9 protein-coding genes are annotated in these 11,771 nt (G+C 67.1%); 8 read left to right on the top strand and 1 reads right to left on the bottom strand.

Annotation, left to right across the window (positions count from 1 at the left end; all coding sequences use genetic code 11):
- Window positions 1-31 precede the first annotated feature (31 nt).
- Window positions 32-1,663 carry an alpha-D-glucose phosphate-specific phosphoglucomutase gene (locus GCN75_RS15580; protein ID WP_152283299.1) on the bottom strand — a complete coding sequence of 544 codons (1,632 nt, stop codon included), beginning with the start codon at window positions 1,661-1,663 and terminating at the stop codon, window positions 32-34.
- 183 nt (window positions 1,664-1,846) lie between these two features.
- Between GCN75_RS15580 and GCN75_RS15575 the strand changes: the two genes are divergently transcribed.
- From GCN75_RS15575 to GCN75_RS15540, 8 genes are all read left to right on the top strand, one after another.
- On the top strand, window positions 1,847-2,332 hold the full coding sequence (locus tag GCN75_RS15575) for a sigma-70 family RNA polymerase sigma factor (RefSeq protein WP_152283298.1): 486 nt from the start codon (window positions 1,847-1,849) through the stop codon (window positions 2,330-2,332).
- 8 nt (window positions 2,333-2,340) lie between these two features.
- The gene (locus tag GCN75_RS15570; protein ID WP_152283297.1) at window positions 2,341-3,438 is read left to right on the top strand and encodes a FecR family protein; all 1,098 of its coding nucleotides are present in this window, start codon (window positions 2,341-2,343) and stop codon (window positions 3,436-3,438) included.
- Window positions 3,439-3,525: 87 nt separating this feature from the next.
- Window positions 3,526-5,922, top strand: coding sequence for a TonB-dependent siderophore receptor (locus GCN75_RS15565; protein ID WP_152283296.1), 2,397 nt, complete (start codon window positions 3,526-3,528; stop codon window positions 5,920-5,922).
- Window positions 5,923-6,235: 313 nt separating this feature from the next.
- Complete coding sequence (locus tag GCN75_RS15560; RefSeq protein ID WP_193317524.1) at window positions 6,236-8,497, top strand: TonB-dependent siderophore receptor; 2,262 nt, start codon at window positions 6,236-6,238, stop codon at window positions 8,495-8,497.
- Between the two features lie 78 nt (window positions 8,498-8,575).
- Window positions 8,576-9,322, top strand: a complete 747-nt coding sequence (locus GCN75_RS15555; RefSeq protein ID WP_152283294.1) for a DUF4198 domain-containing protein — start codon at window positions 8,576-8,578, stop codon at window positions 9,320-9,322.
- 2 nt (window positions 9,323-9,324) lie between these two features.
- Entirely contained in the window at window positions 9,325-9,672 is a 348-nt protein-coding gene (locus tag GCN75_RS15550; protein ID WP_152283293.1) for a DUF3649 domain-containing protein, read from the top strand.
- Window positions 9,669-11,291, top strand: a complete 1,623-nt coding sequence (locus tag GCN75_RS15545; protein WP_152283292.1) for a PepSY-associated TM helix domain-containing protein — start codon at window positions 9,669-9,671, stop codon at window positions 11,289-11,291. Before GCN75_RS15550 ends, GCN75_RS15545 begins: the two co-directional genes overlap by 4 nt.
- Window positions 11,291-11,644 (top strand): DUF3325 domain-containing protein, encoded by a 354-nt coding sequence (locus GCN75_RS15540; protein ID WP_152257559.1) that lies wholly within the window; start codon window positions 11,291-11,293, stop codon window positions 11,642-11,644. Before GCN75_RS15545 ends, GCN75_RS15540 begins: the two co-directional genes overlap by 1 nt.
- The last annotated feature ends 127 nt before the right edge of the window (window positions 11,645-11,771 follow it).

Below are 11,771 nucleotides of genomic sequence, written 5' to 3'. Positions count from 1 at the left end.
TGACGCAAAAGGGCGCCTTCGGGCGCCTTTTTTACGTCGTCACCGTGGGTGCGTCGCGCCCCGTGCGCGCGCGGATCTGCGCCACGGTTTCCGCCACGCCGATCAAGCCCGCCAGCGCGTCCTGCGTGGGAATGGCGTGCTGCGCCGGATCGGCTGCGTAGCGCTCCAGGTACAGGCGCAGGGTGGCGCCTTCGGTGCCCGTGCCGGACAGGCGCAGCACAATGCGCGCGCCATCCGTCATGACGATGCGGATGCCCTGCTGCGTGGCCACGGAACCGTCGACGGGGTCCGTGTAGCTGAAATCGTCGGCCAGCGCCACCGTGTAGCCGTCGAACACCTGGCCCGGCAAGGCGGCCAACCGGCCCCGCACGGCCTCCATCAGCTGCTGCGCACCGGCGCTGTCGATGTCTTCGTAGTCGTGGCGCGAATAGTAGTTGCGGCCATGGGCGGCCCAGTGGGCGCGCACGATGGCTTCCACGGACTGTCCTTTCGCTGCCAGCAGGTTGAGCCAGAACAGCACGGCCCACACGCCATCCTTTTCGCGCACGTGGTGCGAACCCGTGCCGTAGCTTTCCTCTCCGCACAAGGTCGCCATGCCCGCGTCGAGCAGGGTGCCGAAGAATTTCCAGCCCGTCGGCGTCTCGAAGCAGGGAATGCCCAGCGCGCCAGCGACCCGGTCGGCCGCGCCCGACGTGGGCATGGAACGGGCGATGCCCGCCAATCCCCCGCGGTAGCCGGGCGCCACGGCCGCGTTGGCGGCCAGGATGGCCAGGCTGTCCGAGGGCGTGACGTCGAAGCGGCGCCCCACGATCATGTTGCGGTCGCCGTCGCCGTCCGAGGCGGCGCCGAAGTCCGGCCCATCGTCCGCCGCCATGATGGCGATCAATTCCTGCGCGTTGACGGGATTCGGGTCGGGATGGCCGCCGCCGAAGTCTTCCAGGGGCACGCCGTTGATGACGCTGCCCTTGGGCGCGCCCAGCATGCCTTCCAGGATGGCCGTCGCATACGGTCCGGAGACGGCGTGCATGCCGTCAAAGCAGATGCGCAGACCGCCCGCGAACAGGGCGCGGATGGCGTCGAAATCGAACAGCTGCTGCATCAGTTCCGCGTAATCGAGAACCGGGTCGATCACTTCGACCTCCATCTGCTCGATGCGTACGGTGCCCAGCTGGTCGAGGTCGATGTCGGCGGCATCGCTGATGCGATATTCGGTGAGGGCCTGCGTGCGCGCGAACATGGCTTCCGTGACCTTTTCGGGCGCCGGTCCGCCATTGGCGATGTTGTACTTGATGCCGAAATCGCCGTCGGGGCCGCCCGGATTATGGCTGGCCGACAGGATGATGCCGCCGCTGGCGCCATGCTTGCGGATCACGCAGCTGACGGCCGGCGTCGACAGGATGCCGCCCTGCCCCAGCAGCACGCGCGCATAGCCGTGCGCGGCCGCCATGCGCAGCACCGTCTGGATGGCCGCGCGGTTGTAGAAGCGGCCGTCGCCGCCCAGCACCAGGGTCTGGCCGCGGCAGTCGCCCACGGTATCGAACACGCTCTGGACGAAGTTTTCCAGGTATTGGGGCGCGCTGAAGACCGCCACTTTCTTGCGCAAGCCCGAGGTGCCGGGCCGCTGGCCGGCAATCGGCGCCGTATTGATGATTTGAATAGCCATGTTATCTCCCCATTAACTTCCAATGCTAATCGATGCGGGCCGCCGGACAAAGCGTTGTACGCCTGCCACGGTGCGCCAAACCGCTTAGCAAGGCATCCCACCGGGACAACTCTTGCAATATAATGAGAATCATTCTCATATGTGGCGCTCCCAGGCTGCAGGATCACAAGAACATCGGACGCCGTGGTTGCACGCTATTACCAAGAACTGTTGAACTTTTGCTGGCGCAGCTTGCGCAACCGCGAGGCTGCTGCCGACCTGGTGCAGGAAAGCTATGTGCGCGTGCTGGGCGAACAGGCCGTGCGCGAACCGCGCGCGCTGCTGTACCACACGGCGCGCAACCTGCTGGTCGACAGCCACCGCCGCGCCGCCGTGCGCCAGCACGAGGAACTCGACGCCCTGCCCGACGCGGCGCATCCGGCCGCGCCATGGCATCTGCAGCCGGAACAGGCGCTGGAACAGCGCCAGGACTGGCAAGCCTGCGTGGCCGCCATCGACGCCCTGCCGCCCCGCTGCCGCGACGCGTTCGTGCTGCACGTGTTCGAGGAATTGCCGCACGCGCAGATCGCCACGCGCATGGGCATTTCCGTGAGCATGGTGGAAAAGCATATCGCGCGCGGCATGCTCAGTTGCCAGGCGCAGTTGCATTCCCTGCGGAAAGCCACATAATGGCGCCCATGACCGCTCTCCCGTCCCGCCACGCTTTCGGCCCCTCCGCCCAGGAGCAGGCAGACTTGCGCGAGTACGCCGACTTTGCCGCCACACAGGACGGCGTGGCGCTGGCGGCCGCCACCTGGTTCAGCCGCCGCCAGCATCTCGATGCGCAGGAACAGGCCAACTTGGCCGCCTGGCTGGCGGCCGACCCGCTGCACGCCCACGCGTATGCGCAACTGCAGCACGCGCACGGCGCGGCGCGCCGGATTCCTGCGCACATCGCCGCGCGCTGGGCCGTGCCGCAGCCGGCGCCAGCGCCAGCACAAGCGCCCCGCCGCCCGTTTCTGCGCTCCCTGCTGCCATATGCGGCGGCCGCCATGCTGGTACTCGGCGTGGGCGCGGGCGGCTACCAGTGGCGGCAGCAACCCGTGTTCAGCCAGTCGTATGCCAGCGCGCGCGGCCAGCGCCTGGCCGTCGCGCTGCCCGACGGCAGCACGCTGCAGCTCGACACGGCCACGCAGCTGCATGTCACGCTGTACCGCCAGCGCCGCGAAGTGCGCCTGGCGCACGGCGAGGCGCTGTTCCAGGTGCAGTCGAAGCAGGGCCAGCCGTTTAACGTGCTCAGCGGTCCCGTGACGGTGACGGTGGTGGGCACGCAGTTTTCCGTACGCAACACCCTGGCGCACGATGGCCAGCTGCGCGTGGCCGTGCAGCACGGCCATGTGCGCGTGGCGGGCGCGCGGCAGGAGCAGGTCGCGCTTACGGCCGGCCAGGGCGTCACTGCCGACGCCGGCGGCCGCCTGTCTGCGGTCGCCAGCCTGGCGCCGGACAGCGTGGCGCCCTGGCGCACCGGCAGGGTCACCTTCGGCAATGTGCCGCTGGGCGCGGCGCTGGCCGAATTCGAGCGCTACGGCGACACGGGCCTGGTCGTGCGCGATCCCGCCGTGGCGCGGCTGCGCATCGGCGGCAGTTTCAGCCTGACCCAGCTGGACCGCTTCGCCGCCGCCCTGCCGCAGCTGTTGCCCGTGCAGATAGTGCGCAGCGGCGCCACCAGCACCATCAGCATGGCGCCGAAAGCCGCTGCGCAGCCGCCGGCCATGCAGCTCCCAAAAAATAAATGAAAATAATTCGCATTCGCAGGTGAGGATTTTCCCCGCTGCCGCGTCTACCAAGTTAATCGGCAATAAATTAACCTGGAGAAATGCAGCATGTGGTCCCCCCGCTTCAATCCGACACCCGCCCCCATCGCCCTGGCCGCCATGCTGGCCCTCGGCACTCCTTCCCTGGCCCAGGCGCAAACGGCCCCCACCGTCGCACTGGCCATCGCCGCCCAGCCGCTGGGAACGGCCCTCAATGAACTGGCGCGGCAAGCCAATCTGCAGCTGCTGTTCGCGCCCGAGCTCGTGGCAGGCAAGACGGCACCCGCCGTCAACGGCAAGTTCAGCGTGGCCGACAGCCTCGAGCGCCTGCTGGCCGGCAGCGGCCTGGCGGCCAGCATCGATGGCAGCAGCGTCATCATCCGCCCTGCGCCCGCCGCCACGGGCAAGGTGGCGACCCTGGCGGAAATCACCGTCAGCGCCCGCCAGGACGCGGCGACCGATACCGAGCTGACGAAGTCGTACGCGGCGCAGGCGGTGAGCATCGGCAAGGGCCAGCAAAGCCTGCGCGAGATTCCCCAGTCCGTTTCCGTGCTGACGCGCCAGCAGCTGAACGACCAGAATCTGCTGAGCCTGGACGACGCCATGCGCGGCGTGACGGGCATCACCGTCGAGGCCAGCAGCACGGGCGGCAACCACGGCAATTTTTATTCGCGCGGCTATGCGCTCGATGCGGTGCAGGTCGATGGCGTGATGACGCCGGCCAGCACGGGCAACGACCTGTCGGCCGGCTTCGGCCTGGCCATCTATGACCGGGTGGAAGTGCTGCGCGGCCCCGCCGGGCTGTTCCAGGGTGCGGGCGACCCGGGCGGCACCATCAACCTCGTGCGCAAGCGCGCGCGCGACACCTTTGCCGCCAGCGGCGTGCTCAGCACGGGTTCCTGGGACCGCTACTACGCAGAAGCGGACGTCACGGGTCCCCTGAGCGCGGACGGCAAGGTGCGCGGCCGCCTGGTGGCCGCCTACGAACACCGGCGCTCGTTCGTCGACCATGTGTATGCGGAAAAACCGCTGCTGTATGGCACCGTCGCCGTCGACGTGGCGCCCGGCACCGTGCTGACGGGCGGCGTCACCTGGCAGCAATACAGGGGCCGTCCCGCCTTCGGCCTGCCCGCGTACGAAGACGGGCGCCTGCTCGACGTGCCCCGCTCCACCTACCTGGACCCGGCCTGGAACCACATCACGGAACAGGTCACGGAATATTTTGCCGAACTCGATCACAAGCTGGACAACGGCGGCCAGTTCAAGGTGACGGCCCTGTACCGCGAACAGGACGAGCCGTCGCGCAACTTCGGCTGGTCCGACTGCTCGGCCGATCCCGTCACGGGCGACAGCTGCCTGGTCAGCTGGAACTACCGCAGCCACTGGAAGACGCAGGGACTCGATGCCTGGCTGGCCACGCCGTTCCAGGCCTTCGGCCGCAGCCACGACCTGATCGTGGGCGCCGACTACCGCCAGGTGCACAAGCATTTCCAGTACGGCGGCGGCGACAATGCACCGATCAACATCTTCCATCCGGATAACAATATCGCGCAGCCCAGCTATACCTTTTCCAACGGCAATGACAACCGCACCAAGCAGTTCGGCCTGTACGCGCGCACCCGCCTGCAGGCAACGGACCGGCTGGCCGTCAACCTGGGCGGACGCCTGACGCACTGGGACAACCATACCGTCAACCGCAACGCGTATTTCAACCAGTTCACCGACGTCAGCAACACCATCGAGGCCAAATTCACGCCGTATGCGGGCCTGGTCTACGAACTCGACAAGCAATTGTCGGCCTACGGCAGCTACACGCGCATCTTCTCGCCCCAGTCCACCACGGATGCGGCCGGCCAGACGCTGAAGCCGCGCACGGGCCAGCAATTCGAGCTGGGCCTGAAGGCGGAGCTGTTCGACAAGAACGTCAATGCGCATGCGGCCCTGTTCCGCATGGAAGACGAAAACCGCGTGATGCCCAACCCGGCCAACCCCCTGTTTTCGATCGGCGCGGGCAAGATGCGCAGCCAGGGCGTGGAAGCCGAACTGAGCGGCAGCCCCCTGCCGGGCTGGAACGTCACGAGCGGCTATTCCTACACCAGCACGCGCACCCTGGAAGGCAGCGACGACCAGAAAGCCCAGCTGTACACCTTCATCGCGCCGCGCCATAACTTCAACGTGTGGACCACTTACCGGCTGGCCGGCGCGCTCGACAAGGTCAGCGTGGGCGGCGGCTTGCGCAGCATCAGCAGCATGTACCGCCTGAACGGTCCCGTGAAGTTCGAACAGGGTCCCGTCACCACGGTGGGCTTGCAGGCGGGCTACCGCCTCAGTCCCAAGCTGGAGTTGTCCTTGACGGTGAACAATCTGTTCGACAAGAAATACTACACGCGCGTGTGGGCCGCCTATGGCTCCAACTTCTACGGCGAACCGCGCAACGCCATGCTGACCCTGCGCGGCCAGCTGTAAGCGCCCGCCAGCCGGGCCGGTGCACGGCCACCGCAGCGATGCGGTGGCCGTGCTCGTTTACAACATCGCACTCTTGCATGTCTCGCAACCCCGCACTATAATAAGAATAGTTCTCATTCACATTTAGGCCTCGACCAGGGCCCGCACAACGCCGCTTCCGCCTGCGCCCATCGACGATGTGCCGCCGGGCCCACATGACTGGCACGCGGCTGGATGACACGCTGCGCCAGCCAGGCATCGCCGCCAAGCAAGCATTCCATACCCATAACAAGCCTGCCGCATGACGGCAGGCACACGAGAAGAAGGATGCTTCATGGCACGAACACGTTCGCTGGCCGGCACCGTTGCCGCCACGATGTCCCCCGCCGTCCCCCCATTGCGCATCCGCCCGCTGGCCTGCGCCGTGCATTCGGCCCTGCTGACGGCGGCGCTGGGCGCAGGCGCGGCCCTGGCCGCCGACGCGCCGGCCAATCCCGAGGTCGCCACCTTGAGCGAGATCAAGGTGCTGGGCCAGCAAGACAAAGCATCGACGGAAAACACGGGTTCCTACACGACGAAAGAGATGGCCACGGCCACGCGCATGGGCCTGTCCATCCGCGAAACGCCGCAATCGATCTCCGTGGTGACGCGCCAGCGCATGGACGACATGGGCTTGAACAGCCTGGCCGAGGTGCTGGTGCAGTCGACGGGCGTGACGGTGCAGGAAAACGACAGCGAACGCACGAACTTTTCGGCGCGCGGCTTTTCCATCGGCAATTACCAGATCGACGGCGTGGCCGTCAATTCAGGCAGCAATGCGCTGTTCGACACGGCCATCTATGACCGCATCGAAATCGTGCGCGGCGCCACGGGCCTGGTCAGCGGCAATGGCGACCCGTCGGCCACCATCAACATGCTGCACAAGCGTCCGGGCAAGGAGTTCGCCGCCTCGGCCGGCCTGACCGTCGGTTCCTGGAGCAAGGTCCGGCTCGAAGGCGACATCGGCGCGCCGCTCAATGCCGATGGCAGCATCCGCGGGCGCGTCGTGGTGGCGGGCCAGAACCGCCATTCCCACCTCGACCTGTACAAGGAGCGCAAGCTGGTGGGCGCCGTCATCGTCGAGGCGGACCTGACGCCGGACACCTTGCTGACGGCAGGCATCGATTACCAGAAAAACACGCCGAAAGGCACGAGCTGGGGCACCACGCCCCTGTTCTTCTCGGACGGCACGCCAGCGAACATGCCGCGCTCGTTCAACATGGCGGCCAAGTGGAGCAGCTGGGAGCGCGCGTTCGAAAACAAATACGTCTACCTCGAACACCGCTTCGCCAACGACTGGAAGGTCAAGGCCGCGTATGGCCGCCTGGACAGCTCCTCGAACGGCAAGCTGTTCTACGGCGGCAGCGGCTACCCGAACCGCGACGGCTCCGGCCTGGGCGTGTGGAGCAGCGCCTTCCCCTACGATGAAAAGCAGGACAACTTCGACCTGTCGGCCAACGGCACCTTCCCCCTGTTCGGCCGCCGGCACGACCTGGTGCTGGGCGCCAACGGCTGGAAGCGCACGGGCACGACGAATGAAACGCAGTTCGAGGACCCGCTGCCCTTCGCCACCACCATTCCCGATTTCCGCCACTGGACGGGCGACGTGCCCGAGCCGGCCATGCTGCGCACGGGCGCGCGCGACGTCGCCACCACCAAGCAGTCGGGCGCCTTCATCGCCACGCGCATCAACGTCACGGACAATCTGAAGGTGCTGGCCGGCGCGCGCATCTCGAAGTGGGAAACGTATAACGACCGCTACGACACGCAGGGCCGCTTTGCCAAGCGCAGCTCGGCCTACAAGACGGACGATGTGGTCACGCCGTATGCGGGCGTGGTGCTGGACGTGAGCAAGAGCACCTCGCTGTACGCCAGCTACACGGACCTGTTCAAGCCGCAGAACCTGAAGGACAAGAACAATGCCTTCCTCGACCCGATCACTGGCAGCAACATCGAGGGCGGCGTGAAAAGCGAATTCTTCGATGGCGCCGTCAATGCCTCGTTCGCCGTGTATGAAGCCAGGCAGGACAATCTGGGCGAGGAAGACAGCTCCGTGCCGCTGACCTTCCTGCTGCCCGACGGCAGCCGTCCATATGTCTCGACGGGCAAGGGCACGAAAAGCCGCGGCTACGAAGCGGAAGTGTCGGGCAGCCCGCTGGCGGGCTGGCAGCTGTTCGCCGGCTTTACCCACAGCACCTCGAAGACGGGCAAGGGCGTGCTGACCAACACCATCCAGCCGAGCAACATGCTGCGCGTCTCGACCACCTACCGCCTGCCGGGCCAGTGGCAAGACCTCACCATCGGCGGCGGCTTGAACTGGCAGAACGAGATCTACACGACGGCCACCCTGCCGAACAAGACGAAGACGCGGGTCAGCCAGGGCAGCTATGCGCTGGCCAACCTGATGGCGCGCTACCAGATCAGCCCGAAACTGTCGGCCAGCCTGAATGTCAACAACCTGTTCGACAAGACGTATTTCCGCCGCGTGGGTTTCTATAACGGCGGCTATTACGGCGAACCGCGCAGCGTGGCGCTGAACCTGCGTTACCAGTACTGATGCACCGTGCCGGCCGCCTTCTTCGGGAGCGCGGCCGTTTTGACTGTTTTACACATAAAAAAATACAAGGGATACACCATGCACCTCACTTCCATCGCGCGCCTCGGCGCCCTCGCCGCCGCCCTGCTGGGCGCGGCCACCGTCTGCGGCAACGCCGGCGCGCACCAGATCTGGCTCGAACAGAAGGGCCAGGCGGCCCACGTGTACTTCGGCGAATTCGGCGACAACCTGCGCGAAGCGTCGCCCGGCCAGCTCGACAAGTTCCGCATCCAGAGCGCGACGTGGATTGCGCCGTCCGGCAGCAAGCCGCTGCAGGCGAACAAGACGGCCGGCGCCTTCGTGCTGAACGGCAAGGTGGCGGCCGGCGAAAGCATCATCGTCGAGGAAAACGCCTACCCGTCGTGGGAAGAGAAAAAGGATGGCAAGGCCACGCGCACCGTATGGATCCCCGCCGCGCGCCTGGTGGCCGACGGCAAGGCGCAAGCGCCCGCGCTGGCGCTGGACCTGGTGCCGACGGGCAAACCGGGCCAGTTCCAGGTCAGCTACAAAGGCAAGCCGCTGGCCGAAGCCAAGGTCAACGCCGTGGTGCAGTCGGGCTGGGGCAAGGAAGCGTGGAGCGATGCGCAAGGCCTGGTCAGCTTCCCGCTGCCATGGAAGGGCACGTATGTGCTGGAAGTGCAGCACACGGACAAGACGGCCGGCCAGCGCGGCGCCGAACACTATGACAAGGCCATGTACGTCACCACCCTGAGCCTGGTGCAGCCGCAGGGCGTGGCGCCGCTGCCGGCCGGCCCGGCCCTGCCGCCAAGCAAGGACCACGACTGACCATGCAAGCGCCTGCCCATCCTGATACCGCTGAAAAAGCGCCGCGCCTGCGCCTGTCCGCCAATGCCGTGTACCGGCTCGGCGTGGCCTCGCGCAGCGTGGCCGCCATCGTTGGCGGCTACGTGCTGGCCGCGCTGGTCACCATGCTGCTGTCGGTGAGCCTGCCCATGGCCCGCTCCGAAGCCGTCATGACGGCCACTTTGCTGTCGTTTGCCATCTACACCTGCGTGGTGATGTGGGTCTTCGCCACGCGCAGCGCCCTGCGCGCCTGGCTGGGCCTCGCGATCCCCGCCGCCGTCATCGCCGCCATCCTGCAGTGGATGGACGCACTATCCTGGAGTCTCGCATGAAAGAAGGTTTCCGCCAGTCGATGGCATGGCTGCACACCTGGTCCGGGCTGCTCGTCTGCTGGATCTTGCTGCTGGTGTTTTGCGCCGGCACGGCCAGCTATTACCGCAACGAAATCACCTTGTGGATGCAGCCCGAACTGCATGGCGCCGCCGCCAGCCAGGTGACGACGCCAGAAGCGGCCACGGTGGCACAGCAGGCGATGCAGGAGCGGGCCACGGGCGCCACGCGCTGGTTCATCGGCCTGCCCGGCGAGCGCAACCCCTCGCTGCAGCTGGGCTGGAGCAAGCCATCGCAACCGGGTGAAAAGAAGCGCGGACGGCGCGGCAACTTCCATAGCGAAGCGGCCGACCCGGCCACGGGCGAAGTGCTGTCCAAGCCGCGCGACACGCGGGGCGGCGAATTCCTCTACCGCCTGCATTTCGACCTGCACTACATGTCCGCCATCTGGGGCCGCTGGATCGTGGGCTTCTGCGCCATGTTCATGTTCGTCTCCATCATCAGCGGCATCGTCACGCACAAGCGCATCTTCAAGGACCTGTTTACGTTCCGGCCGAAAAAGGGCCAGCGCTCGTGGCTGGACGCGCACAACGTGACGGCCGTGCTGGCCCTGCCCTATCACATGATGATCACCTACACGGGCCTCGTCACCCTGATGTTCCTGTACATGCCGTCCGGCGCCACGGCCGCCTACAAGGGAGACCAGGATGCCTTCTTTGCCGAAGCCTTCCCGGGCCGCTCGGACGAGCGCAAGGCGGCCGGCGTGGCCGCGCCCCTGACGCCGCTGGCGCCGCTCGTGCGCCAGGCGGAGCAGCAGTGGGGCGGCAAGGTCGAGCGCATCTCCGTGAATCATCCGGGCGACGCCCACGCCACCGTGACCCTGTCGCGCGCGGCCGGACGCGACATCTCGTCGAAGCAGCCATCGATGGAATTCGATGGCGTCACGGGCAAGCTGCTGTCATCGGACGGCGACGCGCTGCCCGGTGCGGCCGCCACGCATGGCGTGATGTATGGCTTGCACATCGCCCGTTTCGGCGGCCCGCTGCTGCGCGCGCTGTTCTTCCTGTCCGGCCTGGCCGGCTGCGCCATGGTGGCCACGGGCGCCTTGCTGTGGGCCGTCAAGACGCGCCAGAAGCAGGCCAAGGCGCTGGCCGCCGGCAAGCGCCCCAGCTTCGGCCTGCGCCTGGTCGAAGCGCTCAACATCGGCGCCATCGCCGGCATTCCGATCGCCTTCGGCGCCTATTTCTGGGCCAACCGCCTGCTGTCGGTGACGATGGAAGACCGGCCGAAAGAGGAAATCGCCTGCTTCTTCGGCGCCTGGGCCCTGGCCGCCATCATCGCCCAGTTGCGCCCGTCGCGCGCCATGTGGCGCATGCAGCTGGGTGTGGGCGCGTTCATGCTGGCGTCCCTGCCCGTGCTGAACGTCTTCACCACGGGGTCGCACCTCGGGGTGACCCTGTTCCTGGGCCGCGGCCCCGTGGCGGTGGCCGCCTTCGACCTGGTGGTGCTGGTGCTGGGCCTGGGCCTCGCGTATGCGGCGTTCAAATTGAAGCCGCTGCCCGTGAAGGCGCCCAAGCCGGCGCCTGCCGCCAAGCCGGCAACGACGATGGAGGCCGCGTGATGGAGCTGCTGTCGAACTTCCTCGTCTTTGCCCTGTGCTATGCGGGCCTGTCGGCGCTGTGCCTGGCCATGGACCGCCACTACGCCGACCTGCACGGACGCGGCGCCGAACCGCCCGCCCCCCTGCGCCGCCGCTTGCAGTGGACGGGGTCGCTGGCGCTGGCGGCCGGCCTGGCCTGGGCCATGCACATCGCCGGCGGCGGCTATGGCCTCGTCTACTGGACCGGCAGCCTGACGGGCTGCGGCTTGCTGCTGATCTGGCTGCTGCCCTATGCGCCGCACCAGGCCATGCGCCTGGCCCGCCTCGTCGGCGGCGCGGCCGTGCTGGCCGCCATTGCGCTGGCAGTGCTGTAGCCGCCATGCCGTCATGCGCGACGGCATGCGCGGGCGGCATACCTGGGCGGCAAGCGCGTGGCGGCATAGCAACAGCAGATTGCATCGCCCGCGCTGCCGCGCTAAAATGAGAATAATTCTTATTTGC

This window comes from Janthinobacterium violaceinigrum (assembly GCF_009208555.1).
Taxonomy (GTDB): Bacteria; Pseudomonadota; Gammaproteobacteria; order Burkholderiales; family Burkholderiaceae_D; genus Janthinobacterium; species Janthinobacterium violaceinigrum.
Note: the sequence above shows the minus strand (reverse complement) of the source record. Positions and strands in the feature narration are given on the sequence as shown.

Excerpts from the sequence above, each read along its gene's own strand:
- GCN75_RS15580 (WP_152283299.1), bottom strand. The coding sequence starts at position 1,663 with ATGGCTATTCAAATCATCAATACGGCGCCGATTGCCGGCCAGCGGCCC.
- GCN75_RS15570 (WP_152283297.1), top strand. The coding sequence starts at position 2,341 with ATGACCGCTCTCCCGTCCCGCCACGCTTTCGGCCCCTCCGCCCAGGAG.
- GCN75_RS15565 (WP_152283296.1), top strand. The coding sequence starts at position 3,526 with ATGTGGTCCCCCCGCTTCAATCCGACACCCGCCCCCATCGCCCTGGCC.
- GCN75_RS15560 (WP_193317524.1), top strand. The coding sequence starts at position 6,236 with ATGGCACGAACACGTTCGCTGGCCGGCACCGTTGCCGCCACGATGTCC.
- GCN75_RS15555 (WP_152283294.1), top strand. The coding sequence starts at position 8,576 with ATGCACCTCACTTCCATCGCGCGCCTCGGCGCCCTCGCCGCCGCCCTG.
- GCN75_RS15550 (WP_152283293.1), top strand. The coding sequence starts at position 9,325 with ATGCAAGCGCCTGCCCATCCTGATACCGCTGAAAAAGCGCCGCGCCTG.
- GCN75_RS15545 (WP_152283292.1), top strand. The coding sequence starts at position 9,669 with ATGAAAGAAGGTTTCCGCCAGTCGATGGCATGGCTGCACACCTGGTCC.
- GCN75_RS15540 (WP_152257559.1), top strand. The coding sequence starts at position 11,291 with ATGGAGCTGCTGTCGAACTTCCTCGTCTTTGCCCTGTGCTATGCGGGC.